22 protein-coding genes are annotated in these 25,211 nt (G+C 63.5%); 16 read left to right on the top strand and 6 right to left on the bottom strand.

Annotated features, from left to right (window positions below; translation table 11 throughout):
- Positions 1-4 precede the first annotated feature (4 nt).
- From ACSQ84_RS00110 to ACSQ84_RS00085, 6 genes are all read left to right on the top strand, one after another.
- On the top strand, positions 5-847 hold the full coding sequence (locus ACSQ84_RS00110; protein WP_436209614.1) for an aldo/keto reductase: 843 nt from the start codon (positions 5-7) through the stop codon (positions 845-847).
- Positions 848-1,174: 327 nt separating this feature from the next.
- Positions 1,175-2,119 (top strand): DMT family transporter, encoded by a 945-nt coding sequence (locus ACSQ84_RS00105; RefSeq protein ID WP_436211132.1) that lies wholly within the window; start codon positions 1,175-1,177, stop codon positions 2,117-2,119.
- Positions 2,120-2,319: 200 nt separating this feature from the next.
- Positions 2,320-6,219 carry an autotransporter outer membrane beta-barrel domain-containing protein gene (locus ACSQ84_RS00100; RefSeq protein ID WP_436209613.1) on the top strand — a complete coding sequence of 1,300 codons (3,900 nt, stop codon included), beginning with the start codon at positions 2,320-2,322 and terminating at the stop codon, positions 6,217-6,219.
- A gap of 94 nt (positions 6,220-6,313) precedes the next feature.
- Positions 6,314-7,396, top strand: a complete 1,083-nt coding sequence (locus ACSQ84_RS00095; protein WP_436209612.1) for a zinc-binding dehydrogenase — start codon at positions 6,314-6,316, stop codon at positions 7,394-7,396.
- Between the two features lie 163 nt (positions 7,397-7,559).
- Complete coding sequence (locus ACSQ84_RS00090; RefSeq protein WP_436209611.1) at positions 7,560-9,071, top strand: hypothetical protein; 1,512 nt, start codon at positions 7,560-7,562, stop codon at positions 9,069-9,071.
- 59 nt (positions 9,072-9,130) lie between these two features.
- Positions 9,131-10,303 carry a fumarylacetoacetate hydrolase family protein gene (locus tag ACSQ84_RS00085; RefSeq protein ID WP_436209610.1) on the top strand — a complete coding sequence of 391 codons (1,173 nt, stop codon included), beginning with the start codon at positions 9,131-9,133 and terminating at the stop codon, positions 10,301-10,303.
- 209 nt (positions 10,304-10,512) lie between these two features.
- Here the strand turns inward: ACSQ84_RS00085 and ACSQ84_RS00080 are convergent, their stop codons facing one another.
- Positions 10,513-10,749, bottom strand: coding sequence for a hypothetical protein (locus tag ACSQ84_RS00080; protein WP_436209609.1), 237 nt, complete (start codon positions 10,747-10,749; stop codon positions 10,513-10,515).
- Positions 10,750-10,926: 177 nt separating this feature from the next.
- A complete protein-coding gene (locus ACSQ84_RS00075; RefSeq protein ID WP_436209608.1) occupies positions 10,927-12,990 on the bottom strand; it encodes an ATP-dependent helicase in 2,064 nt (687 codons plus the stop codon).
- A gap of 206 nt (positions 12,991-13,196) precedes the next feature.
- Here ACSQ84_RS00075 and ACSQ84_RS00070 point away from each other — a divergent pair, with 206 nt between their 5' ends.
- The 4 genes from ACSQ84_RS00070 (at position 13,197) to ACSQ84_RS00055 (ending at position 17,327) form a co-directional block, all read left to right on the top strand.
- On the top strand, positions 13,197-15,230 hold the full coding sequence (locus ACSQ84_RS00070; RefSeq protein ID WP_436209607.1) for a VTT domain-containing protein: 2,034 nt from the start codon (positions 13,197-13,199) through the stop codon (positions 15,228-15,230).
- A 17-nt stretch (positions 15,231-15,247) separates the two neighbouring features.
- The gene (locus tag ACSQ84_RS00065) at positions 15,248-15,907 is read left to right on the top strand and encodes an endonuclease/exonuclease/phosphatase family protein (RefSeq protein ID WP_436209606.1); all 660 of its coding nucleotides are present in this window, start codon (positions 15,248-15,250) and stop codon (positions 15,905-15,907) included.
- 51 nt (positions 15,908-15,958) lie between these two features.
- The gene (locus ACSQ84_RS00060) at positions 15,959-16,864 is read left to right on the top strand and encodes a GNAT family N-acetyltransferase (RefSeq protein ID WP_436209605.1); all 906 of its coding nucleotides are present in this window, start codon (positions 15,959-15,961) and stop codon (positions 16,862-16,864) included.
- Positions 16,865-16,934: 70 nt separating this feature from the next.
- Entirely contained in the window at positions 16,935-17,327 is a 393-nt protein-coding gene (locus ACSQ84_RS00055) for a VOC family protein (protein WP_436209604.1), read from the top strand.
- Positions 17,328-17,438: 111 nt separating this feature from the next.
- Here the strand turns inward: ACSQ84_RS00055 and ACSQ84_RS00050 are convergent, their stop codons facing one another.
- Positions 17,439-18,392: a cyclase family protein gene (locus ACSQ84_RS00050; RefSeq protein WP_436209603.1), complete on the bottom strand. Its 954-nt coding sequence runs from the start codon at positions 18,390-18,392 to the stop codon at positions 17,439-17,441.
- Positions 18,393-18,696: 304 nt separating this feature from the next.
- Between ACSQ84_RS00050 and ACSQ84_RS00045 the strand changes: the two genes are divergently transcribed.
- The 4 genes from ACSQ84_RS00045 to ACSQ84_RS00030 all read left to right on the top strand — a co-directional run bounded on the left by ACSQ84_RS00045 (position 18,697) and on the right by ACSQ84_RS00030 (position 20,404).
- Complete coding sequence (locus ACSQ84_RS00045; RefSeq protein ID WP_436209602.1) at positions 18,697-18,942, top strand: hypothetical protein; 246 nt, start codon at positions 18,697-18,699, stop codon at positions 18,940-18,942.
- Positions 18,943-18,981: 39 nt separating this feature from the next.
- Positions 18,982-19,323, top strand: coding sequence for a hypothetical protein (locus ACSQ84_RS00040; protein ID WP_436209601.1), 342 nt, complete (start codon positions 18,982-18,984; stop codon positions 19,321-19,323).
- A gap of 124 nt (positions 19,324-19,447) precedes the next feature.
- Complete coding sequence (locus ACSQ84_RS00035) at positions 19,448-19,702, top strand: hypothetical protein (protein ID WP_436209600.1); 255 nt, start codon at positions 19,448-19,450, stop codon at positions 19,700-19,702.
- 171 nt (positions 19,703-19,873) lie between these two features.
- Positions 19,874-20,404 (top strand): hypothetical protein, encoded by a 531-nt coding sequence (locus ACSQ84_RS00030; protein WP_436209599.1) that lies wholly within the window; start codon positions 19,874-19,876, stop codon positions 20,402-20,404.
- Between the two features lie 41 nt (positions 20,405-20,445).
- Here the strand turns inward: ACSQ84_RS00030 and ACSQ84_RS00025 are convergent, their stop codons facing one another.
- From ACSQ84_RS00025 to ACSQ84_RS00015, 3 genes are read right to left on the bottom strand one after another with little or no spacing between them, the layout of a single operon-like run.
- Positions 20,446-20,640 (bottom strand): hypothetical protein, encoded by a 195-nt coding sequence (locus tag ACSQ84_RS00025; protein WP_436209598.1) that lies wholly within the window; start codon positions 20,638-20,640, stop codon positions 20,446-20,448.
- Positions 20,641-20,671: 31 nt separating this feature from the next.
- Positions 20,672-21,340 (bottom strand): DUF6064 family protein, encoded by a 669-nt coding sequence (locus ACSQ84_RS00020; protein ID WP_436209597.1) that lies wholly within the window; start codon positions 21,338-21,340, stop codon positions 20,672-20,674.
- Complete coding sequence (locus ACSQ84_RS00015; RefSeq protein WP_436209596.1) at positions 21,340-22,257, bottom strand: aldo/keto reductase; 918 nt, start codon at positions 22,255-22,257, stop codon at positions 21,340-21,342. The genes ACSQ84_RS00020 and ACSQ84_RS00015 overlap by 1 nt, the downstream gene beginning before the upstream one ends.
- A gap of 296 nt (positions 22,258-22,553) precedes the next feature.
- Between ACSQ84_RS00015 and msrA the strand changes: the two genes are divergently transcribed.
- Both msrA and ACSQ84_RS00005 read left to right on the top strand, forming a co-directional pair.
- The gene (msrA, locus tag ACSQ84_RS00010; protein ID WP_436209595.1) at positions 22,554-23,093 is read left to right on the top strand and encodes a peptide-methionine (S)-S-oxide reductase MsrA; all 540 of its coding nucleotides are present in this window, start codon (positions 22,554-22,556) and stop codon (positions 23,091-23,093) included.
- Positions 23,090-24,730: an acetolactate synthase large subunit gene (locus tag ACSQ84_RS00005; protein WP_436209594.1), complete on the top strand. Its 1,641-nt coding sequence runs from the start codon at positions 23,090-23,092 to the stop codon at positions 24,728-24,730. Before msrA ends, ACSQ84_RS00005 begins: the two co-directional genes overlap by 4 nt.
- Positions 24,731-25,211 lie beyond the last annotated feature (481 nt).

The following is a 25,211-nucleotide window of genomic DNA, read 5'->3' as shown; positions in this document are numbered from 1 at the left end:
GAGCGTGAAGCAGAAAAAATTCGGCGTCAAAGGCCCGGAAGTGTCTGTCATCGGGCAGGGCACCTGGTACATCGATCGCGGCGACCGCAGAAGCGCGGTTGCAGCGCTATGCCGCGGCATCGAACTCGGCATGACCCATATCGACACAGCCGAAATGTATGGCGATGCGGAACTCGTGATCGCGGAGGCGATGGCGGCAGGCAAGCGCGATGATCTTTATCTGGTCTCCAAGGTGCTGCCGAGCAACGCGTCGCGGCGCGGCACCATTGCCGCCTGCGAACGGTCGCTGAAGCGGCTGAAGACCGACCATCTTGATTGCTATCTGCTGCACTGGCGCGGGTCATATCCGCTCGAGGAAACGGTGGCGGCATTCGATCAACTGGTCGCCGCCGGGAAAATCCGCTCCTGGGGCGTCAGCAATTTCGACTCCGACGATCTCAATGAATTGCTGGCGGTCGCGGGTGAGGGCAGGATTGCCTGCAATCAGGTGCTCTATCATTTGCAGGAGCGCGCGATCGAGCACGCGGTGATCCCGTGGTGCGAGCGGCATGGCGTCGCCGTCGTCGCCTATTCGCCGTTCGGCCACAACGATTTTCCCTCGCCGCACAGCAAGGCCGGTGAGGTGCTGCAGGCGATCGCCAGTGCGCGCCGCGTCAACGCGCGGCAAATCGCGCTCGCGTTCCTGACACGCATACAAGCGGTGTTCGCCATTCCGAAAGCCGCGAGCGCGGAGCACGCCGCTGATAACGCGGCGGCGGGGAAGTTGACGCTGAGCGCAAGCGAAATCGAGGCGCTCGACAGCGCCTTTCCGCGCGGCCCGAAGCCGCGCGGTTTGCCGATGCTGTAGTGCGTGCTCCTCATGGTGAGGAGGCGCTTCTTCAGCGCCGTCTCGAACCATGAGAGCCCGTGGCCCATCCTTCGAGACGCGGCGAAGACGCCGCTCCTCCAGCGACAACGGCGAAGCCGTTGCGCGGGGATGAGGGCTGCGGCAGACGCTGTTTCTTAACAAACTATTGCCATCGGGCGCATCGCGCATATCCGCATCCCGTTATCGGACCTTGTTGTTCCCGCGCAAATAGCGTTTTTTGGAGCCTCGCCCGATTCGATCATTATTGCCTTCGAGATTGCCGTGACACCGCCCCCCGCCGCAGCCGCCAGGCTGGACAGCGCGCCATTGCCGTTGCCCGAGAAGAAGTATTCCACCCCCACAGCGCCAGCCCGCGCCGATCGCCCGTTCAAGGGCATCGCGCTGATCCTGGCGTCGACGATCTTCCTCGGCATCTCCGACGTGACGGCGAAATATCTGTCCGCGACGCTGCCGTCGATCGAGATCGCGTGGATCCGGTTCGTGGTGTTCGCCATGATCATGACCCCGGCGATGCTGCCGGGCTCGCCGCTGTTTGCGCTGCCGACCATGCGGCCCGGCCTGCAGCTGATGCGCGGCGTGACGGTGCTGGCCTCGTCGCTGTTCTTCATCTCCGGCCTGCGCTACCTGCCGATCGCGGAAGCCTCCGCCACCGGCTTCGTCGCACCATTGCTCGTCACGGCATTGTCGATCGTGTTCCTGAACGAGAAGGTCGGCCTGCGGCGCTGGATCGCGACCGGCGTCGGCCTGATCGGCGTCATCATCATCCTGCGCCCGGGCACCGGAGCGTTTCAACCCGCCGCGTTCTTTCCGCTGGTCTCGGCGCTGGCCTGGGCCTGCACGCTGATCATGACGCGAATGATGAGCGGCACCGAGCGCGCCATCACCGTGATGACCTATTCGTCGATCGCGGGCGTCTGCATCCTCTCCGCGCTGGTGCCGTTCGTCTGGGTGACGCCGACCTGGCACGACATCGCCTTCGGCCTCTTCATCGGCGTCGCCTCGACCGCCGGCCAGTGGATCGTGGTGCTGGCGTTCCGTTATGCCGACGCTTCGGTGCTGGCGCCGTTCTCCTACACGCAATTGCTGTGGGTCAGCATCCTCGGTTTCCTGGTGTTCGGCGAGGTGCCCGACGTCTACACGGTGAGCGGCGCCGGCTTCATCGTTGCCAGCGGCCTCTACACCGCGCATCGCGAACGGGTGCGGCGCTCGCAGCTGCTGACGGTCGCCGCCGAATCGTCTCCGAACGCCTGATCCTTCTCCGGCAATAATCTTGCGCTGGATGAGAAGGCCGTGCTTCAAGCGTTGCCCGGGTACCACAGGTGCGCCGGAAAACGCCCGTTTCCGATGTCAGAACAACGGGATTCCCGCCAAACCGTAATTGCACTTGGGAACCCCATGCTAGGTTGCGTCCGGACAGCGCCAGAGAGCGCTGCGGGCAACGGGGTTTGGGCGTGGTTTTTCGATCGGCATCGGGCGTGGAAAAACGGCTGCGGCAGCGCTTGGCCGCGCTGCTGGTTGGCGTGGGTCTGTTGGTCGCGGCGGTGCCGGCGGCTCATGCCCAATCGACCTGGGGCGGCACCACGAACACGGGCGATTACAACACCAACACCGAATGGACCCCGGCCACCGCGCCGGTTGCGGCCGGCCAGTCGGCCATTTTCGACGCCGCGGGACCGGACACCATCAATGTAAGCGCCGGGATCGCACCCGATTCCTGGACCTTCAACGCCAACGCGCAATCGTTTTCGATCGGCGGTGCGAACGTCACTTTCAGTGCGGGCGGCATCATCAACAACGCCAGTGCCGGTCAGTTCATCGGCATTTCCAACGATATCGCGGGAGCGGGCGCTGGGGTGCAGCAATCCGGACCGAGCACGCTGATCCTGGCCGGCAACAACAGCTATACCGGCGGCACGTTCATCTCGGCCGGCACGGTGCAGGTCAGCAACGCCAATTCGGTCGGCACTGGCCTCGTGGTATTGAACGGCGGCGCCTTCCAGAGCAACGGTGCAGGCAACCTGACCTTCACCAATAGTTATGGCGTCACCGGTGCGGGCGGCACGATCGACGTCAACGGCACGGTCCTCACACTCTCCGGCGTCATCACCAATTTTGCCGTCGGCGCCGTTTTGAACATCACCGATTCTTCCGGGAGTTTTGGTACCGCGGTGCTTTCCGGCATCAACACTTATTCCGCCGCACTGAATGTCACCGGCGCGAGGGTGAATGCGACTAACGCCAGTTCGATCGGCAACGCGACGGTGACGCTCGACAATGGTGCGTTCCAGGCCGGTGCCGCGGGTCTGACCTTCTTCAATGACTTCCGGATCAATACCGGCGGCGGCATCATCGATTCCAACGGTAACACGCTGTTCATGGCTGGCACCATCAGCAATGGCAACGGCCCCGGCGTGCTGCAAATCGTCGACACCGCCGGCGGCGGTGGCGTCACGAGTCTGGCCGGCACCAATACCTATACCGGCGGAACGATCGTGACCGACACCACGCTGCAGGTCACCAACAGCAGTTCGGTGGGCACCGGAACGGTGACGCTCGATAACGCAACGTTCCAGGCCGACGGTCTCGGCAACATCACCTTCACCAATAATTTCAGGATCAACAGCTCCGGCGCAGGCGGTACGATCGACGCCAACGGCGTCATACTGACCATTGCCGGCAACATCTCCGACGGTGCCGGCGCGGGCAAGCTGACGGTGGACAGCGCGGGCGGCGGCACCGTCGTGCTGCTCGGCAACAACACCTATACCGGCGGCACGGAAATCTGCAATTGCGTGACATTGCAGCTCGGCGATGCGACCCATACGGCGTCGCTCGTCGGCAATATCACCAATTTCGGTCGTCTTGATGTCGTCAACGCCAATACCTCCGGCATCACTTCGCTGACCAATGACGGCGCCACGGCGAATTTTCTCAATGCTAGCTCAGCCGGCAGCATGGCCATCAACAACATCAATACCGGCCAGCTCACCTTTGGCGTTTTCGGCGGCACCGATACGGCCACCGCGGGTAGTGCAACCATCATCAACGATGGCAGCAGCGCGGTCGGCTTCTTCGCCAACACCAACGCCGGCACTGCGACGATCACCAATCAGAACGCTGCCGTGCTCTTTTTCGCCGACCGGGCCTCCGCCGGGTCCGCGACCATCGTCAACGACAACTTCGGCATGACGTCGTTCGGCCAGGCCTTCGGAACGGATACCCCGACTGCCGGCAGCGCCACGATCACCAACAATAATTTCGGGTTCACCGAGTTCAACGCATCGTCCACCGCCGCCAATGCGACCATCATCACCAACAATGGCGGCGGTACCACTTTCTTCGACAACAGCACCGCCGGCAACGCCAGGATCGTGACCAATGACGGCGGCACCACCGCCTTCCTCGACAATGCGAACGGCGGCACCGCGCAGTTCATCACCAATGGCACCGGCTCGGTCGACTTCGGCGGCAGCGCTGGCCCGAACAATGATGGACGCATCACGGTGGGCTCGCTTGCCGGTTCCGGCAATTACTATATCGGCGGCGGCAATACCCTGGTCGTCGGTGGCAACAACCTTACCACCGAGGTGACCGGCGTGATTGCCGATGATTGCGGCTGCTTTCCGGGTCCCGGTTCGCTGGAGAAGGTCGGCGGCGGAAACCTGATCCTGTCCGGCATCAACGCCTACACCGGCAGCACGACGGTGAACGGCGGCATACTCACCGTCAACGGTTCGATCCTCTCGTCGAGCGGCGTGACTGTCAACGCCGGCGGCACGCTCGGCGGCAACGGCATCGTCGGCAACACCACGATCAACGGCGGCGCGCTGGCGCCCGGCAATTCGATCGGTGTGCTCACCGTGCAGGGCAGTCTCGCGTTCACCGCGGCGGCCAGTTACATGGTGGAAGTCTCGCCCACCACTTCCGACCGCACCAACGTTACCGGGGTTGCGACGCTCGGCGGCGCCACCGTCCATGCCAGCTTCGCGCCCGGCAATTACGTGGCGAAGCAATACACCATCCTCAACGCCGCCGGCGGCGTCAACGGCACGTTCAACCCGCTGGTGAGCAGCCCTGCGCCGAATTTCAAGAGCAGCCTGAGCTACGATGCCAGCAATGTTTATCTCAATCTCGCACTGAGTTTTGGCCCCGGTCTCACCCCCAACCAGCAGAACGTCGCCAACGTGCTGGCGAATGCCTTCAATGCGGGTAGCGGCGTGCCGGTGGCGGTCGGTTCGCTGACGCCGGCGGGCCTGACGCAGATTTCGGGCGAAGTGGCGACCGGGTCGCAGCAGTCCACCTTTGATGCGATGAACATCTTCCTCGGGCTGTTGACCGATCCCTTTATCGCCGGCCGCAATGGCGGCGCTGGAGTCGGCGGCGGCAGCGCTGTGCCGTTCACCGAAGAGAGCGGTTCGTACGCCTATGCGGCCCGGAGCAAGGGGTCCGCGCGCGACGCCTTGGCCAAATTCCCGACCAAGGCCGATGTCGCGCGCAACGACATGTTCGACCAGCGCTGGAGCGTCTGGGGCTCGGCGTTTGGCGGCGGCAGCAACAGCGACGGCAACGCCAGTCTCGGATCGAACAACGCCGCGGTGCGCGCGTTCGGTCTCGCCGCCGGCGCGGACTACCGGATCTCGCCGTCGACGCTGGTCGGCTTCGCGGTGTCCGGCGGCGGCACCAATTTCAGCGTCAATGGTTCGGGCCATGGGCGCTCCGACCTGTTCCAGGCCGGCGCCTTCGTGCGCCACAATGTCGGCGCGGCCTATGTCACTGCCGCGGCCGTGTATGGCTGGCAGGACGTCACCACCGATCGCACCGTCACCGTGGCCGGCGTCGACCGCCTGCGCGCCGAGTTCAACGCCAACGCGTATTCCGGGCGCGTCGAAGGCGGCTACCGCTACGTCACGCCATGGATGGGCGTCACGCCCTATGCCGCCGGACAGTTCACCACCTATCAACTGCCTGCCTATGCCGAACAGGTGCTGTCGGGTTCGAACGCCTTTGCACTGAACTATGCGGCAAAGGACGTCACCACGGGGCGCAGCGAACTCGGCGTCCGGCTCGACCGCTCCTTTGCGATGCCGAACGCGGTCCTGACGCTGCGCGGCCGCGCCGCCTGGGCGCATAATTTCAACACCGACCGCAGCATCACGGCGCTGTTCCAGTCGGTGCCCGGCGCCACCTTCCTTGTCAGCGGCGCGGCGCAGGCGCCGAACACCGCGCTGACCACGGCCTCCGCCGAGGTGAAGTGGCTGAACGGCTGGTCCGCCGCCGCCACCTTCGAGGGCGAGTTCTCGGATATCACCCGGTCCTACGCCGGCAAGGGCGTCGTCCGCTACAGCTGGTGACTCGTCCTCAAGGATGAGCCGCCGCCTGCTTTCGTTCTTTCTTTCCGCAGCCAGCTGTGGGAGAGGAAACATAACGAACAACAGGAGGACGCCGATGCGCGCAGCAATCTTCCGGAGCGGCGAAATCATCGTCGATCAGTTGCCCGAGCCCAAGCCGGGCCCCGGCATGGTGCTGGTCAAGTCACTGGCCTGCGGCATTTGTGGTTCCGACTTGCACGCGCGCAAGCACGCCCACCGCATGGTTGAACTTGCAAAACATTTTCCGGGCCGCAAGCCGATGGACCTTTCGCGCGACGTGGTATTCGGCCACGAATTCTGCTGCGAGATTCTCGATTACGGTCCCGGCACCACGCGCAAGTTCAAGGCCGGCACGAGAGTGTGTTCGCTGCCGGCGCTGCTGACCGCGGAGGGCCCGCAGGGCATCGGCTATTCCAACGACAATGTCGGCGCCTATGCCGAGCGCATGCTGCTCAGTGAGGCGTTACTGCTCGAAGTCCCGAACGGCTTGGCGGCCGAGCATGCGGCCCTGACCGAGCCGCTCGCGGTCGGCGTTCACGCGGTCGCGAAAGCCAACATCAGTGGCAACGAAGTGCCGCTGGTGATCGGCTGCGGCCCGGTGGGCCTCGCCGTGATTGCGGCGCTCAAGATCAAGGGGCTGCATCCGATCGTCGCGGCGGACTATTCGCCGGCGCGCCGTGCGCTCGCCGAAAAACTCGGCGCCGACGTCGTCGTCGACCCCGCGCGCACCCAGCCTTACGCGACCTGGGCCGAGCATGCCGCGATGTCGCCGGAGGAAAAGGCCGCGCGGCCGCCGCTGCAGGCCCTGCTGCCGGCGCTCAAGCCCGCGCTGATCTTCGAATGCGTCGGCATTCCCGGATTGATCCAGCAGGTGTTCGAGGGCGCGCCGCGCGATGCGCGCATCGTCGTGGTCGGCGTCTGCATGGAGACCGACCGCTCCGAGCCGATGCTCGGCATCATGAAAGAGCTCAACGTCCAGTATGTGCTCGGCTACACGCCCGATGAATTCGCCTGGTCCCTCCGTCTGATCGCGGAAGGCGAGGTCGATGCGGCCTCGCTGGTGACCGCCAGCGTCGGCATCGACGGCGTCGCGCAGGCGTTTGCGGATCTCGCTAATCCGGAACGGCACACCAAGATCATCGTGGAGCCGTGGCGGTGATCACGGTAGATGGTTGTCGTCCCTGCGAACGCAGGGACCCATACGCCGCGGCCGTAGTTGTTTTGCAAGGTGGTTGACGGCTTTGTTTGATAACTGCTCCCTGTGGTTATGGGTCCCTGCGTTCGCAGGGACGACAACGTGGGCCATGTGCTAGGCATGGTCGATGAACATTCCACTAGCCGCAACAAAGCCCTCCGTCGCTGCCGTCGCCGCCGCCATCATCCTCAGCGTCGTCATTCTCCTGCTGTGGGGCCTGCAATTGGTAACCCTGGCCGGCCTCGGACGGAGCGATGCGGCGGGCAATGGCCTCGCGCAGGCCTATGCCGCGATCCTGATGGTCGTGCTGTGGCTGCTGCTGATGGTCCTGACGATTCTCGCCGGCGTGAACGGCGCAGCACCCCGCGCTGCGACAATTGCCGCGCTCGTCATCGTTCCGGCGTCGGGCCTGGTGACGTCGGCAGCCGCCGGTCTGCTTTCTCGCCCATCCATCTCGCCGTTTTTGTGGCCTATCGTTATTCCGGCGTTGGTTCCGCCGCTGATCGTTGCGTGGTGTTTGTTCGCGTTGTTGGGCGCGCGGCTGTACGCAGGGACTATCAAAGTCGTGGCCGGCGTCCTGCTGGCGGCGATGGTTGCTGTCTGCGTTTCGATCTGGCCGCTGTCGCAAATGCGCAACGGCGTCGACGATCAGGAGGCTGCCCGGCTGCAGAAATACGACGCCGATCTCGCCCGCATGGCGGCCGACGCACCGCTGTGGGACTGGACGCCTTTCCTCGATACGCGGGACGGGACCAAGCAGCAGAGGGTGATCGAGAGCATTCGCAAGCTCGACCGGCGTCAGGCGCAGGCCGAGGCGATGCTCGACCGCGGTGACTTTCCGCTTCGCTACCTCGGATTCTTCAATCTCGATCCGACAGCGGCGCTATGTGCGAAAGCGCGTGCGCTGCTCGGCAAGCGCGTTGAACCGCTTGTGCTCAACAACGCAAAGCCACAACCCTATGCAGTGATCTCCGATCAGGTATCCGGTGCGCTCGCCGCAATGGGCTGGCTGGTCGGATATGGCTGCTCCTGCGATGCGGAATCGAAGGCGTGGGAAGCCATGGCGAAGGCGTATGCCGACCCCAGCTACGACGTCCATCGCTTCGCCGAGCTTCGCGATCCGAAACAGTTGGGGCGAATTTTGCGGGAGCGCCCGGAGCGCTTCGCGATGTTGAACGCGCAGTCGCATCTGCGGGGATGGTTGAAGTTCATCGACGATCCGGGCCTGCAGGCGCAAGCGCTAGCCGGCGCCCGTCAGACCGGCAGCCGCACCGCCGACGCCGTCGAAATCCTGCGCGACAAATACGACGAGGAAAGCCGCTGGAAGCTGCAGCGCTTCCTCGTCAGGCTCGACCTCGAGGCGACGCAACCCTTGTGCGCTAGTTTGCTGAGCGAGCTGCACGCCCAGTTTGCGAAAATCTACCGCCCGGCGCCGGCCGATGAGCCGCGGCCTTATTCCGAACTGCTGCAACGGCTCGGAACCAGCGAGCAACTGCCCAATCTGATATGGCTGGCCCGGCATGGCTGCGCCGCCGGTGCCGAACTGGATGACGCCATCGCGCTGGTCAACGCCTATCGGGACTCGGCCGATCGGGCCAAAATGCTGGCGACGCTGACCGCGCTTCGATCGGCACGTTAGCGCCTTGGACCGCGCGCGTGTAGAGTGATAAAAAATCAGTCGCAAGGGGAGATGACAAAATGATCACGCTGACCGCAAAAGACGTCCTGCCGGAAGACGGCGCCAATGGCACGCTGGTGGGACGGGTCTGGGTGCCTGACCTCGCAGGTCCGGCCGTGGTCGCCGTTCGCAACGACGGCGTCTTCGACGTCAGCGCGCGGTTTTCCACCGTCAGTGCGCTCTGCGAAGAGGCCAACCCGGCCGACGCGCTGCGTGGCACCGCGGGAGCGCGCCTCGGCGATCTCGAAAGCATCGTCGCCAATACGCCGCCCGATCGGCGCGACCGCACCAAACCCTGGCTGCTGGCGCCGCTCGACCTTCAAGTCCTGAAAGCCGCAGGCGTCACTTTTGCGATCTCGATGCTGGAGCGCGTCATCGAGGAGCGGGCGCGCGGCAATCCGACTTCCGCGGAGGCGATCCGCAGGGAAGTGGTGCGGCTGGTCGGCGACGACCTTTCAAAACTCAAGCCCGGCTCGCCGGAAGCGATGAAGCTGAAGTCGGTGCTGATCGAGCAGAACGCCTGGAGCCAGTATCTGGAAGTCGGCATTGGTCCCGACGCCGAAGTGTTCACCAAGGCGCCGACGATGTCTTCCGTCGGCACGGGCATGGATGCCGGCCTGCATCCGAAATCGACCTGGAACAATCCGGAGCCGGAAGTCGTGCTTGTGGTGTCGAGCCGCGGCGCGATCGTCGGTGCGATGCTCGGTAACGACGTCAATTTGCGCGACTTCGAGGGCCGCTCGGCGCTGCTGTTGTCCAAGGCCAAGGACAACAACGCCTCCTGCGCCGTCGGCCCGCTGCTGCGGCTGTTCGACAGCGGTTTTTCGCTCGACCATGTGCGCCAAATGGACGTCGGCCTGACCGTGAAGGGGCAGGACGGTTTTGTGCTCGACGGTCATTCGTCGATCAGCAAGATCAGCCGCGATGCCACCGACCTCGTCGCCCAGACCATCGGGCCGGTGCATCAATATCCCGACGGTTTTGCGTTGTTCCTCGGCACCATGTTCGCACCCGTCAAGGACCGCGACGCGCCGGGCGAGGGCTTTACCCACAAGCGCGACGACATCGTCACGATCTCCGCGCCGCAGCTCGGCAAACTCGTCAATCGCATGCGCACCAGCGATCAGTGCGAGCCCTGGACGTTCGGCATCGGTGAGCTGATGCGAAACCTGGCCAAGCGGAAGGTGCTCTGACGTTGCTTCGCAGGGTGGGCAAAGCGTCAGCGTGCCCACCATCTCGCATCGCACCGGTGATGGTGGGCACGGCGCAAGGGCGCCTTTGCCCACCCTACGATTCACTAGCTTCGTAGGGTGGGTTAGCGAAGCGTAACCCACCTCTTTTGTCGCCACGGTCACGGTGGTTACGGCTTCGCCTAACCCACCCTACGATCCGTCGCCTGCGGTTACGGCATCACGAGCGTCATGATGACACCATCCTCGACGACCTCGCCGTTGATGCCGTCGCGGGCCATCGACTCGATGACAGGCCATTTCTCCCGAAACAGAGCCGACGCCTCGTGCATGCTTGGCGCGTCCACCTTGACGCAACAGGCCCGCCGTTCACCGTCGCTCGCGATTTGAAAGAAGAAGCTGTAGCCAGCCGATTGCCCACCATTCATCGAGGTTTGTTGTTGTCGCATTCAGTGTCCCCTGATTTGCGTCCACGCGATCAGGTTGCGTTTTCAATTTTGATTTTCATGCGGCGCGATTGTGACGCTGAAAATTTTCGCGGCGAGTGTTGCAAACATCAGACAAATGGAACAATCGCGGCTGCGAATTGCCCATCTAATTGGCAGATGCGCTTGGGTTTCTGCGGATTAGCGCCACATCCCGCGCATGCGAGCACCGACGTCAATACGCGGACCGTTGCTCGCGGGCCGAGCCGCCGCACCGGCCACCGCGCGCGGCCACATTGTTTTGTCAAACAAGGCGAGCAGACGATCGGGAATGAAACGGGTTCTCGACGCATAGACGTGGCGGTCGCCTTGCGCGCGCTGGCCGTGGGTGAAAAAGCGTTGCGGGACGACAAGATGCAGATCGTCTTTGGCTCGGGTCATCGCCACGTAAAGCAGCCGGCGTTCTTCCTCGATCTCGGCCGTCGTTCCGGTGCCGAGGTCCGAGGGCATGCAGCCATCGACCACGTTGAGCACGAACACCGACTTCCACTCCTGGCCCTTGGCAGAGTGGATCGTCGAGAGGATCAAATAGTCCTCGTCGAGCAGGGGAACACCTGCCTGATCGCTGGTGGCGTCCGGCGGATCCAGCGTCAACTCGGTGAGGAAGCGTTCACGCGAACCGTATCCGCTCGCGATCTGTTCGAGCTGGATGAGGTCAGCGCGGCGGGTTTCGGCGTCCTCGTGAATTCGGTCCAGATGCGGGTCGTACCACAAACGGGCGCGCTCGAGATCGGCCGGCCAGGTTGAATGACGCAGGTCGGCAATAACAGCCGTGAAGCTCTTCCAGTCCGCGCCGGCGCGGGGCGGGATTGGCGCCCGGGCGAGCGCTGCAAGCGGATCGGGCTCGCTAGCCATGTGGTCCAGCACGCGCTGCGCCGAGGCGGGGCCGACGCCCGGGATCAGGTGCAGCAGCCGAAAGCCGGCCACTCGGTCTCGCGGGTTCTCGACGAAACGCAGCAGCGCCAGCATGTCCTTGACGTGAGCCGCGTCGAGGAACTTGAGCCCGCCAAACTTGACGAACGGAATGTTGCGCCGGGTCAACTCGACTTCCAGCGGACCGCTATGGCTGGACGTCCGGAACAGAACCGCCTGTTCCTTCAGGCGCGCGCCGGACTCCCGGTTCTCCAGGACGCGCTCGATGATACAGCGCGCCTGGTCGGCTTCGTCGCGCACGGTGACAAGCTGAGGCTTCGTGCCTGAGTTGCGGTCGGTCCAGAGGTTCTTGGTGAAACGCTCGCGGGCCAGATCGATCACGCCGTTGGCCGCGGCCAGAATGGCTTGTGTCGAGCGATAGTTGCGATCGAGCGTGATGATGCTGGCCGGCGGCGAGAACTGGACCGGGAAGTCGAGGATATTGCGCACGGTCGCAGCGCGGAACGAATAGATCGCCTGCGCATCGTCGCCGACGACCGTGAGCCCGTGGCCGCCGGGCTTCAGCGCCAACAGGATCGAGGACTGCAGCCGGTTGGTGTCCTGATATTCATCGACCAGAACATGGTCGAAGCGGCCGCCGATATCGTCGGCGATTTCAGGCTCGTTCATGGTCTGCGCCCAGTAGAGCAGCAGGTCATCATAGTCCAGCACGTTCTGGCGCTGTTTGGCTTCGACATAGCCGGCGAACAATTCCTTCAGTTCGGACGCCCATCCGGCGCACCAGGGAAATGCAGCCCCCAAAACCTGCTCGATCGGCGCCTCGGCGTTGACGCATCGCGAGTAGATCGCAAGGCAGGTGCTCTTGGTGGGGAAACGGCTTTCGGTCCTGGAGAAGCCGAGGTCGTGCCGGACCAGGTTCATGAGGTCGGCGGAATCCTCGCGGTCGTGGATCGTGAAGGCCGGGTTCAGGCCGACCTGGTCGGCGTACTCGCGAAGCAGACGGGCGCCGATGCCGTGGAAGGTGCCTGCCCAGGCCAAGGCATCGGTCATCACGCCGGCGTTGTCGCCCATGATCTTGCGGGCGATCCGTTCGACGCGCTTGGTCATTTCGGAGGCGGCGCGGCGTGAAAAGGTCATGAGTAGAATGCGCCGGGGGTCGGCACCGCTGACGATCAGGTGGGCAACGCGGTGCGCAAGCGTGTTGGTCTTGCCGGATCCAGCTCCGGCAATCACCAGCAACGGCGCTGAAGGGCCCGGTCCGATGGCGCCATGCTCGACCGCACGGCGCTGTTCCGGATTGAGATTGTCGAGATAGGCGGCGGCAGTTGACACGAATGATTCGTCCCCAGGGTCGAATCGACGGTCACTGATTCTCGCTTTGTTCGCAATGATCCTCAAATGCCAACGAGGGAACTCGATAAGTTCCGCGGCGTTTGAACTAGATGATGGCTCTCATTGCGCAGAGGTGACTACTGCTTCAACGCTCATCCATCCTCGTCCCCGGCCAGACCGTCTGGAAAAAGGGCGAAGCGAGCCGGGTGGCGATTCTGAACGACGCCGCCGAATACTTCGCGGCTTTGCGCGACGTGCTGCTTGCTGCGGAGCGGCAAGTCTACATTATTGGCTGGGATATTCACAGCGAAACGGACCTGGTGGGACCATCAGGCCGTGTCGAAGATGGATTCCCGGTCAAGCTCGGCGCGTTCCTGAAGGCGTTGCTGCAGATCAAGCCGGCGTTGCAGATCAGCATTCTGACCTGGGATTTTGCGGCGCTGTATGCCTCGGAGCGGGAATGGAATTCCGCCAAAAAATTCACCGCGGGATGTGACGGACGGGTCCGGTTCTGTATGGATGGCTGTTTGCCGCTGGGCTCGGCCCAACATCAGAAGATCGTCGTGGTCGACAATAAAATCGCATTCGTCGGCGGCCTCGACCTCACGATCCGCAGGTGGGACACCAGCGAGCACCGCCTCGATCATCCGTTGCGCCGCGATCCCGACGGCAAACCTTACCCGCCGTTCCACGACGTCCAGTGCATGGTCGAGGGCCCGGCTGCAGCGGCGCTCGGCGAGATCGCGACGGCGCGGTGGACGGCGGCAGGCTGCACCAGCGAACCCTTTCCGGCCGTCGAAGGCGATCACTGGCCGGCATCCGTACCGGCGCAGGCGCGGGCCATCACAGCCGGCATCGCGCGAACCGAGCCGCCAACCGAGACCCGGGAGGAAACAGACGAAGTCGCCCGGTTGTTCGAGGCCTCGATCAACGCGGCGAGCCGTTTCATCTATATCGAGAACCAGTTCACCAGCGCGAACGAGATCGCGCGCTCGCTGGCACGGCGGATGGTGGACGTTCCCACGCTGCGCGTTCTGATCGTGACCCCGAAGGCGCATTCGTCATGGTTCGAATCCCAGGCGATGCAGGGCGGCCGGGGCGGCTTCATCGATCCGTTCGTTGCCGCCGGTGTTGTCGATCGTCTTCGCGTGCTTCATCCCTTGGTCAGCGATGCGGCATCATCCTCGGCGGTGATGGTGCACAGCAAAGTCATGATCGTCGACGACGGTTTTCTCCGCGTCGGCTCCGCCAACATCAACAACCGCTCCATGGGGGCGGATACCGAGTGCGACCTGGCGTTCGAGGCGAGCTGCGGACGTCACCGTGATTTCATCCGCAGCCTGCGGCGCCGGCTGATCGGGCATTTTTGCGGGCTCGACGAGGCTGTCATCGCGGACAACGAGGACGACCTGTTCGGACTTATCGATCGCCATGCGGCGAGTGGTGCGGGCAGGGTGCTGGTGCCGATCGATTTTGAACACCCACCGGCGCTGATCGACATCGTCCAGCCGTTCGCGGATCCAAGGCGTCCGCTCGACCTTCAGCGCACCGCGCGGCGGATGTGGAACGGGCGTACCGTGATGGCGACGGCCGGCACCGCCGCCGCGCTGGCGGGGCTGGCCCTTGCCTGGCGCTACACGCCGCTGAGCGGCTACACCGATCTCGGATACGTCTCCTCTTTCATTTCGCAGCATGCGCAATCGACATTGGCGCCGCTGTATGCGGTGGCGCTGTTCGTGCTGGGCGGGCTGGTGGTGTTTCCGGTGGTCGTGCTGATTGCCGCGACGGCGGCGGCACTGGGGCCGTGGATCGGCGCCTTGAGCGCGACGGCTGGGGTCCTTCTGAGCGCACTTGTGCTGTTCATGATCGGCCGTCTGCTGGGTCACAAGCGCCTTCAGGCCGTGCTCGGCGCCCGCGCCTTGCGCGTCCAGAAGCGCATTGTCGGCCGTGGGGTAGTCGCGGTGGCGATGATCCGGATGGTTCCGATCGCGCCCTTTACGCTGGTCAACGTTCTGGCCGGCGCGAGCCAGCTGCGCTTGAGCGACTTTCTGATCGGAACCCTGCTCGGCATGGCGCCGGGCATCATCACGATGGCGGCGCTGGGCGCCCAGATTGCCGACTTCGCCAGGCAGGCTTCCTGGTCGAACGCGCTGCCGCTCGGCCTCACCATCGTGCTGTGGATAGCGGTTTGTCTCGCGGTCCAGTTTCTGGTGACCTGGCTGAGTGGTCGGCGCCCGTGACGGAAATCCTGCGCGTCATGACATGGAATGTGCATGGCACGTTCAATCTCAATCGCGATTTCGACCTCGATGGCGTCTGTTCGGTGATTGAAAAATGGTCGCCCGATGTCGTGGCGCTACAGGAGGTCGACTCGCGCGGGCGCTCCGACGATGTGTTCGGACGGCTGGCGGACGCCGTCGGCGAGCACCGTGTGGAAGCCCGTTCCATCGTCACGCAGGACGGTCACTATGGTCAGGCCCTGCTGAGCCGATGGCCGTTCGCCTGCGAGCCCGAAGTGACCGACGTCTCCTACCAGGAACGGGAACCGCGCCGGGCGATTTCCGCGCGCATCCTTGCACCGATCGGCGAGGTGACTGTGGTGGCGACCCATCTTGGCCTCAGCATGCACGAGCGCTACGCGCAGGCGCAGGCGCTCGCCGCGCTGGTGAAGGCGCCCCGAACCATCGTCCTCGGCGACTTCAACGACTGGTTCTGGTTCAAGTCCGTGCGCCGGGCCTTGGCAGCGCGATGTCCGGTTCGAACGCGCCTGCGGACGTTTCCGTCGCGACTTCCCATCCTGCGGCTCGACCGCATTTACGCCACGCCGAGCGGGACGATCGTAAAAGCCTGGACCGATCGCGAGGCGAGAAGTTGTTCAGATCATCTGCCGGTTATTGCGGACATCGCGTTTTCATAACGTTGTCAGCTGTGGTATCGGTTCATCAGTCCATCTGTGCGATCGCCCGCCATGAATGATCTGCGCATCCGGCCGATGCGGCCGGACGAAATCTCGATAGCCGTCGATTGGGCGGCGGCCGAAGGCTGGAACCCGGGCTTCGCCGACGACGCCTGCTTCGCCACCGTTGATCCGGAGGGCTTCTTGATCGGCGAAGTCGACGGGGCTCCGGCCGCGACCGTTTCCTGCGTCAACTACGGTGCGAGTTTTGCCTTCCTCGGTTTCTATATCGTGCGCGCGGATCTGCGCGGCCGCGGCTACGGACTGCGAATCTGGAACGCGGCCATCGCGCACGCGGGCGCGCGCGTGATCGGGCTCGACGGCGTGGCGGCGCAGCAGCAAAACTATCGGCGCTCCGGGTTCGAACTGGCGTATGCCAACATCCGCTACGGCGGCACGGTCGCGGCTCCGGCAGCGCCGCAGGCTAGAGCGTTTTCCAGCGAAGTGGATACCGGTTCGCGTCAAGAAAATGCGTCAAATCAAAAACCTACGATTGTCGCGCTGACCGAAATCCCGTTGGCGGCGGTGGAGGCCTACGACGCGAGCGTGTTTCCGGCGCCGCGCACGGCCTTCCTGCGCTGCTGGATCGGTTCGCCCGGACATCGCGGTCGCGCGCTAGTGCGCGATGGATCGCTTGCCGGATGGGGCGTGATCCGTCCATGCCGGAACGGCCACAAGATCGGCCCACTGGTCGCCGACGACCGCGCCGCGGCCGAGGCGGTTCTGTCGACCTTGCTGGCCAGCGTCGGCGGCGGCGAGATATTCCTCGACGTTCCCGCCATCAACCGTGACGCCGTCGCGTTGGCGCAGGATCTGGGGCTGGCGCCGGTGTTCGAGACGGCGCGGATGTATACCGGCGCAATTCCGCCAATGCTGCTGCAACGCGTGTTCGGCATCACGACCTTTGAGCTGGGCTAGCGGTCGGGAACGATCGGCCATATCGGCGGTTTATCGGTAAATAACCCCGACTGCTTTCGGGAGGCGCGAGATGGCCATCCATTTCAACCACACGATCTTGTCGGCCCGCGACAGCAAGGCCTCGGCTGATTTCCTCGCCGAGATGTTGAATCTGCCGCCGCCGACGCGCTGGGGACCATTCCAGATGGTCGTCACCGAAAACGGCGCCAATCTGGATTACATGGAGACCGACGGCGAAATCACCCCGCAGCACTACGCCTTTCTGGTCAGCGAGGCCGAATTCGACGAGATTTTCGGCCGGATCAAGGACCGAAAGCTGTCTTACTGGGCTGATCCCGGACGCAAGCATTCAGGCGAGATCAACCGTCACGACGGCGGACGCGGTGTCTATTTCGAAGACCCGAACGGCCACCTGCTTGAACTTATCACGCGTCCGTATGGCAGCGGCGGGTGGAATCCCTGAGGCCCGGCAGGCGCGACGTCCGCTCCGCTTTTCGGAGCAGACATCGCGCGGCGCTCGGGCACGATCGCGGTTCGTCGGAGCGCCGGGCCTTTCGGCAATCGACCGCCGCCGCTACCTCACCGCGACCGGCGACACCGTGGAGCCCGAGCCGCCCTGAATCTTGAGCGGCTGCATCACGAAGGCGAATTCGCCGACGCCCTTCTGCACGAGTTCGTCGAGTTTCATGTTCTCCAGCAGGTGGATGCCGTTCACGACAAGCGCGATCTGGTGCACCGGAAGCGACAATTGCTTGTCCGGGTTGGGCGAGACTTCGACCGGCCAGTTGTCGGCGCCGAGCAGCATCGGGTCTTTCGCGGCAAGCCATAGCGCGGCCGGCACGCCGATGCCGGGGCAGGACTTCACGTAGCGCGGATTGTCCTTGCCGTAGAGCTTGCCCCAGCCGGTGTGGATGACCACCGCGTCGCCGGGCTGCAGCGTCAGATTCTGCTTCTTCAGCGCGCCCTCGAGGTCCTCCACGGTGATTTCGTAATTGTCGCCCAGCATCTCGACGCCCTTGAAGCCCGCGACGTCGATCAGGACGCCGCGCGTGAACAGCGTGCCCACATTATGGATGCCGAACTTCTTGAAGCCGGTGCGATCGACGTTCTCGTCGACCTTCTGGCAATTGTACCAGCTGTTGAGATGGGTCTGGTGCGCAAAGCCGTCGAACTGCGTGCCGACCTGGCCGAGCTCGGTGATGATGATCTCTTCGTTCGAGCCGCGCATGTTGGAGAACTGGTTCATGAACGTGCGCTTGGTATGCATGTCGAAGCGCCGCGTCCCGAAGAACGCCATGCTGGGACCGAGCACGTGCGCGAGCTCGATGACCTCGCCGCTCTTGATCAGCTTCGCGGCGCTCATCACCGCCGCGGGCTTCTGGTGATTGGCCGACCCGCGCTCGTCTGCCGCGCCCCATTTCGAAGGACAGCGCTGACTTTCCGCCGGAACGGTCCAGCTTGGCGCTTGCGCGTAGGCGGCGGCGGAAAACGCAAGCATGATCGCCGCACCCAATGTGAATGCTTTCATCCGTATTCCTCCCAAGGGTGGGTGCTCTGGAGGCGGCACCCCACGACGGATTATGCGGGCCCCGTTCAGACGGTTCAAGTCACGACGACATGCCGGGGATGATGTGCTGTCGGGGGGGGGGAGCAGCCCGTATCAATCATGTCGCCTTGGCCAGATCAATCTGTGGGTTGCCGCCCATCGACCGATCAGGCCCATCGAGAGCCGCGCGCGGAAAAATGTCCACGGCGTGTGGCCTGGTTCACATGAAAGCATTGCATCCTGGAGTAGCGTCGTCGCGGGGGCTGCTGTCATAGCGGAGTCGCTCATGAAACGTATGAAGCCTTTTCCGAACAACCCGAGTGAAGAGGACCGCCGCACCTATCGCCGCTGGACCGGCGGACTTTTCCTGGTCTACCTGGTGGCCGTCACCGTCGCCGTTGGCGTCACTTTCATGGGTCGATCTTCGGGCGACCTGAGGGCGTCGAATGAACAGCAGATGGCGCGCCTGAAGTCGGTACCGGGCACCATGGCCATCGCTCCATCAGCTCGCCCGCTCACGATGCCACAATAGCTTGTCTCAATTGAAACAATTCTTTGGGAATTCGATCAGATGATTCCTTCCTGCTTATTTCGCTTTGTGCGCCAACTCCTGATTATAGCCATTTCATTCTCGCCCAGCCTGGCACGTGCCGATCAAAACCATGTTCAGTTCTGCTGGGCGCTCGGAACGTTCGATAACACGATCTACTTCGCGGAAGTCGAAAGCCGCGAAGACCGGCAGGACAGCTTTGGACAGCTGCTCGGTATTTCGGGCATGGATCACCACCTGGTCCGCTGCTCGGTCTCGGATGCGACCTCGCACCGCCTGGGGCGCGCAAAACCCATGCAGGAATGGCGGCAATCGGAATTGGAAATCGTCAACACGACGTTCTTGTCGGATCTTGATTACTAGCGGCGGGCGGACCGTCACAGCAGGACTGCCGGGTCACGCCTGACGCCTTTCGGTTGTTGGAACAGACTTGTTGGAACAGACTCGGCCTGAGCTGGTTTCATTTGCTCAATTGGAGACCGCACAAATGAAGCCCTTGATGATGGCGTGCGCTGCTGCACTTGCAAGCAGCACTTTCGCGCTTGCTGACACCCCCGTGACGCCGGCGGAGGCCGAGAAGATCAAGGCTGCCCTGGAAGTGTTCGGCTGCACGGGTGGTAAGATGGAAAAGGAAACCGAGGGCAGCGGCTACTTCGAAGTCGATGACGCCAAGTGCAAGGACGGGCAGTACGACGTCAAGCTCGACAAGGACTTCAAGGTGATCTCGATGACCCGCGACTGAGCCTGCCCGCCGCCCGATCTTCTGGTCTCAGCGACGCAGAACATCCGGACCGGCCGTTAACCCTGTCGGCAGATGAGCCGTGCGCGGGCCGCGTTGCCAGGGCCGCCGCCGCCAGATTGCCTCATTAAATCGGACAATTTCACCGGCGCTATTAGAAGCCGGAGAAACATCATGCTGAGAATGATGTTGTTGGGTCTCCTCATACCCTTGGGTGTGGGAGTTCTTGCGGCAATGGAACTCAGAGCCCCGGCGCGGAGTGCAGCGGTGGCGGTCCAGCCCGCTGCCGAGCTCGGTGCGGGCATTTCCGAGCCACGCGTTGCCTTCGCCAAGCCTGCTCAATCTGAAACTACTGACCAATTTGACAGGACTGGCCAGCTTGAAAAGGCTGATCGACTCGACGTTGCCACCGCAAGCAGCGACGCGCCGGCGCAGCCTGCTTCCATCGACGAACGCTTTCCTCCGCCGCAAGGCATCAGCGTCGGTCCATCGGAGCCGCCGCGGGTGATCAACCGCGATCGGCGCGATCCCAAACCGAAGAAGGTCACTGCCGCCGCCGCTCCGACGTCGAAGCCAAAGAAAGCCGCCGTCAAGCAAGCCACAATCTCCGAGCGGCGAAAGCCCGCCAGCAACACCGAATCCTGCCGGCTGAGCGCGTTTGGTGGCTTGCGCAGAGCCTTGGGATTGGCCGGCTGCGAAATCTGATTCACCGAGACATAAACCATGTCGAAGCGGCTTCGATCGCTCTAACCTAATCGACCAACGGCGCAGCCGATGCCGCTCCGGGTCAAAAGCTGATTTTTTGGAACGGCCGGTTCTGATGCGAAGCGGTCATTCCGACGAACGGCATTAAAGCCGTAGCCGCGGAGCCCGGCGGTGCCGACGAGTTCGCCGATCGTGGTGTTGCCCGAGCGCTTGCGGCCGCGCTTGGCTTCGACCATCGTCGTTCGTTCCTCACGCGGCTGGAGGCGATCAGTGCTGACGGATGATCGTCCAGATGCAGGCGGCAGCGGCGAGTGTCAGCGCGGCATGAAGAGTCCACGCTTGCGGCTCTCCCATCGTCCGAAGGGTTATTCCGCTCAAGAGGCACCAGAGAACGGGGATTGGTAGGAGTAATGGCAAAAGCCTGCCGCGGGTGAGGAGCAGAAGGCCGAGCGTCGCGATCGCCGTAGGATCCGGCGCGATGCCAAAAACCTCGGACGAGGCCCAGCCTCGTCCCTGTAGCGGCGCGAGCAATGGTTGTCCGGCGAGTGCGAAGGCAAGGATGAAGTATCCGATGCAGCCGGCAAGCCCGCGCCGGTCGAAGGTGAGGCCGTCGAGCAAAGGCCCGCAGACGAGCAGCAGCACGCCTTCAACAGCGAAGGCCGGCGCGACATAGGCGGCAGCCCAGTTGATGTCAGCATAGCGGTTCCACAGGAAGGCCCATCCGACGAAGATCCAAAGAATCGCGAGGAGGAGCGCAAGCCACCGTGCAGAGCTTCTCGGCCACCATGCGACGAGCAGGATGATGATCAGGCCGGCGGCAAGCGCAAGCACTTGTAAAGGCCAGAGGGCCGCATTGTGCAATTCGAACATCCGCCAGTAGACACGCGGCGAAAACAGCAGGAAATCCTCCGGCCGGTAGGTCCACCACTCCGACATCAAAGAGCCCGCACGGTGGCCGAGATGCGCTCCCGCATGGCCGGGTCCGGCATGGCTCCGGCGGCAGCCGAGAGGTTTTCGCGCACGTGGTCGACGCGGGTGGTCGCCGGAATCGCGACGGTGACGGCTGGGTGAGAAAGGATGAATTTCAGAATGAGTTGCGCCCAGCTCGACACCCCGAATTCGGTCGCCCATTCGGGCAGCGGCTCACTCTTGAGCCGGTCCGTCAGCGCACCCTGTCGGAACGGGCGGTTGACGATCACCGCAATGCCGCGCTCCGACGCCAGCGGCAGCAGCCGCTTCTCCGCCTCGCGGTCGACGACGTTGTAGGAGAACTGCACGAAATCGATAGGCTCGTTCCGCATGATCTGTTCGAGGAGGTCATGGCGGCGCCCTTCGGACGTAGTGATTCCAACGTAGCGCACCGCGCCGGCCTTCTTCATCTCGAACAGCGTCTGCAGATGCGCCTTCCAGGCGAGGAGGTTGTGAACCTGAACGAGGTCAAACTTTGGCACGCCCCAGAAGCGACGCGATTGCTCGATCTGGGCCGGGCCTGCCGTTGCCGAGGACGTCCAGACCTTTTCAGCCGAGAATAGCGCGGAGGGTCGTCCGAGCTTTTGAAGACCGTAGCCGACCACCGGCTGCGACGAGCCATACATGGGGGAGGAATCGATCATGCGGCCGCCCGCTTCGAAGAAGGCGGCCATGACATCAGCGCATTGGTCCCTGAGCACCGGATCGCCGCCGACGTTGAAGGTGATCCAGGTCCCTAGCCCCACGATCGGCATCGCCTCGCGGGTCGAGGGTATGGGGCGGCGGGCGAGCGAGCTTTCCTGGGCATGCAGAGAGATTGGCAAGAGAGCCGCAGCGGCCGTCGCCAAGGACGCCCGTGCAAACGTTCGGCGTGTCGTCCGCATCCGATGCTCCATCATCGTGGCGGGAATTTCCCATTAAAATGCACAGGGTAATTAGGAACACTCCTGCCGGCTTTCACGCACGAAAAACCGCGCCGGCCACAGCGTAGCACCTTCTCGAGGGCACCTGACATAATCAGTATTCCGCTTAGGATCAAAAAGTCGAAATCGGGCGAAAGTCTGGTGTTGGCGCAATGCAGCGGGTCGCTGTTTGCACCTTGGCATCGTTCGGCCTCAGTATATATGATCTTGATTGCGCCCCGGGCGCGGCGCTTTATTGAACCCATGGGAGGACCGACATGACGGTTTCGACGGAACGCGCAGTCTTGGCCGGTGGCTGCTTCTGGGGTGTGCAGGATTTGCTGCGGCGCTATCCCGGTGTGATTTCTACACGCGTCGGCTACACCGGCGGCGAGGTGCCGAACGCGACCTACCGCAATCACGGCAATCACGCCGAAGGCATCGAGATCATCTTCGATCCGAACGTGATCAGTTATCGTAAGCTGCTGGAATTCTTCTTCCAGATTCACGATCCCTCGACCTTGAACCGGCAGGGCAACGACCGCGGCGCCAGTTACCGCTCGGCCATCTTCTATACTTCTGACGAGCAGAAACGGGTGGCGCTGGACACTATCGCCGATGTCGATGCTTCCGGCCTTTGGCCCGGCAAGGTCGTCACCGAAGTGGCGCCGGCCGGACCATTCTGGGAGGCGGAGCCCGAGCATCAGGATTATCTGGAGAAATATCCTGACGGTTACACCTGTCATTTCATCCGGCCGGAATGGACGCTGCCGCACCGTGCCGAGAAAGCGGATGAGGGTGCGAGGGGAGCCGCGTGAGCAAAGGCTCTGATCTGCTCGTAGCGGCCCTCGAGAACGAGGGCGTCGAATACATCTTCGCCATTCCCGGCGAGGAAAATCTCGACGTGCTGGAATCGCTGCGGCGCTCGAAGATCAGGCTGGTGCTGACCCGGCACGAGCAGGCCGCCGGCTTCATGGCGGCCACTTACGGGCGACTTACCGGACGCGCGGGTGTCTGCCTGACGACGCTCGGTCCCGGCGCGCTCAATCTGACGACGGCTGCGGCCTACGCGCATCTCGGCGCGATGCCGATGGTGATGATCACGGGACAGAAGGCGATCCGCAGCAGCCGACAGGCGCGCTTTCAGATCGTCGATATCGTCGCGACCATGCGGCCGCTGACCAAGATGGCGACGCAGATCGTGTCAGCGCAAAGTATTCCGACCCTGGTGCGCGACGCCTTCCGCGTTGCGCAGCAGGAGCGGCCGGGCCCGGTGCATCTGGAACTGCCCGAGGACATCGCGGCCGACGAAGCCGCTGCCGACATGATTCCCCCGCACCTCGTCGAGCTGCCGGTGGCGCCAGCAGCGGCGATCGATCGTGCCGCCGCCATGATCATGGCCGCCAAGAAGCCGCTCGTGATGCTGGGCGCCGCGGCGAGCCGGACGCTGCTCGCCGAGCCGCTGTCGGCCTTCGTGCGGCGCTGCAAGATTCCCTTCTTCAACACCCAGATGGGGAAGGGCGCCGTCAATGCGGGCTCCAATCTCTATATGGGCACCGCCGCGTTGTCGGAGCGGGATTGGGTGCACGAGGCCATCGACCAGGCCGACCTGATCATTTCGATCGGCCATGACACCGTCGAGAAGCCGCCGTTCCTGATGGGCCATGATGGGCCGCAGGTGATCCATGTCGGCGCCACGCCGGCGACGGTCGAGCAGGTCTACTTCCCGCAAGCCGAGATCGTCGGCGACGTCGGCGCGGGCCTGACCGCGCTTGCCGATCGTCTCGAAGGCAAGCTCCCCAACGCCGCGGCATTGCTGGGTTTGCGCGAAGGAATTCTTGCCCACCTCGCCGAGCGCGCGACCGAGGACCGATTTCCGCTGACGCCGCAGCGCATTGTGCACGACGTCCGCGGGGTGATTCCGCCTGACGGTATCGTTGCGCTCGACAACGGCATGTACAAGATCTGGTTTGCGCGCAACTACCGCACCAGCGTCGCCAACACGCTGCTGCTCGACAACGCGCTGGCGACCATGGGGGCCGGGCTGCCTTCGGCGATCGCGGCGGCATTGATTCACCCCGAGCGGCGCGTACTCGCGGTCTGCGGCGATGGCGGCTTCATGATGAATTCGCAGGAGCTGGAGACGGCGGTGCGGCTCAAGCTGAACCTCGTCGTGCTCGTGCTCGAGGATCGCGCCTACGGCATGATCCGCTGGAAACAGGAAGTCGATAAATTCCCGGACTTCGGCCTCGAGTTCGGCAATCCTGATTTCGTCGCCTATGCGAAGTCCTACGGCGCCAAGGGCGCGCGCGTCGGCAAAGTCGGGGAGCTCGCGACGATGCTGGAAACGGCGTTCAGCGACGGCGGCGTGCATCTCGTCGTGGTGCCGGTCGACTACAGCGAGAACATGCGCGTGCTGGTCGAGGAGCTGCACTCGGTGGCCCAGGCCGTGTGAAAGTGCGCTCCCTCGCGCTAAGCTGGCTGAGCTGCAATTGGCGACCGTCGTCCCGGAAGCGCGTAGCCCGCATGAGCGCAGCGACATGCGGGGCAGTGCGACACAAGACCCGGATATCGCGTTGCTCATCCGGGCTACGGACCACAACACCTAGCCCGACGGGCAAATCAGTTCTGATTTGACGAAATCGTGTCAAGCCCCGAAATAAAAAATATTTCGCTTTTCCAGAAGTAAAATCAGTGGCACATATTGGCCATCCCGTCCTACTCAGAAGGGCGTCGGCCGTCGTCACGGACGTTGGACGGGTTGCGGTGGACGCGAAGGTACCCTTGACGAAAGGTGCCGGAGCGTACGGCGAAGACGTGTGGTCCTGACGTCGCGGTGCTGGCGTCAATGCACCTGGAGGCAATTGCTTCTGAGGGCGCAACGGAGGCAAAAGAGCCGTTCTCCGGGGAGAGCTCGTTATAAGCCGTAAAGCCAT

This window comes from Bradyrhizobium sp. LjRoot220 (genome assembly GCF_964252915.1).
Taxonomy (GTDB): Bacteria; Pseudomonadota; Alphaproteobacteria; order Rhizobiales; family Xanthobacteraceae; genus Bradyrhizobium.
Note: the sequence above shows the minus strand (reverse complement) of the source record. Positions and strands in the feature narration are given on the sequence as shown.

Coding starts and splice junctions, on each gene's coding strand:
- ACSQ84_RS00095 (WP_436209612.1), top strand. CDS start 6,314: ATGCGCGCAGCAATCTTCCGGAGCGGCGAAATCATCGTCGATCAGTTG.
- ACSQ84_RS00090 (WP_436209611.1), top strand. CDS start 7,560: ATGAACATTCCACTAGCCGCAACAAAGCCCTCCGTCGCTGCCGTCGCC.
- ACSQ84_RS00085 (WP_436209610.1), top strand. CDS start 9,131: ATGATCACGCTGACCGCAAAAGACGTCCTGCCGGAAGACGGCGCCAAT.
- ACSQ84_RS00080 (WP_436209609.1), bottom strand. CDS start 10,749: ATGCGACAACAACAAACCTCGATGAATGGTGGGCAATCGGCTGGCTAC.
- ACSQ84_RS00065 (WP_436209606.1), top strand. CDS start 15,248: ATGACATGGAATGTGCATGGCACGTTCAATCTCAATCGCGATTTCGAC.
- ACSQ84_RS00060 (WP_436209605.1), top strand. CDS start 15,959: ATGAATGATCTGCGCATCCGGCCGATGCGGCCGGACGAAATCTCGATA.
- ACSQ84_RS00055 (WP_436209604.1), top strand. CDS start 16,935: ATGGCCATCCATTTCAACCACACGATCTTGTCGGCCCGCGACAGCAAG.
- ACSQ84_RS00050 (WP_436209603.1), bottom strand. CDS start 18,392: ATGAAAGCATTCACATTGGGTGCGGCGATCATGCTTGCGTTTTCCGCC.
- ACSQ84_RS00045 (WP_436209602.1), top strand. CDS start 18,697: ATGAAACGTATGAAGCCTTTTCCGAACAACCCGAGTGAAGAGGACCGC.
- ACSQ84_RS00040 (WP_436209601.1), top strand. CDS start 18,982: ATGATTCCTTCCTGCTTATTTCGCTTTGTGCGCCAACTCCTGATTATA.
- ACSQ84_RS00035 (WP_436209600.1), top strand. CDS start 19,448: ATGAAGCCCTTGATGATGGCGTGCGCTGCTGCACTTGCAAGCAGCACT.
- ACSQ84_RS00030 (WP_436209599.1), top strand. CDS start 19,874: ATGCTGAGAATGATGTTGTTGGGTCTCCTCATACCCTTGGGTGTGGGA.
- ACSQ84_RS00025 (WP_436209598.1), bottom strand. CDS start 20,640: ATGGTCGAAGCCAAGCGCGGCCGCAAGCGCTCGGGCAACACCACGATC.
- ACSQ84_RS00020 (WP_436209597.1), bottom strand. CDS start 21,340: ATGTCGGAGTGGTGGACCTACCGGCCGGAGGATTTCCTGCTGTTTTCG.
- ACSQ84_RS00015 (WP_436209596.1), bottom strand. CDS start 22,257: ATGCGGACGACACGCCGAACGTTTGCACGGGCGTCCTTGGCGACGGCC.
- msrA (WP_436209595.1), top strand. CDS start 22,554: ATGACGGTTTCGACGGAACGCGCAGTCTTGGCCGGTGGCTGCTTCTGG.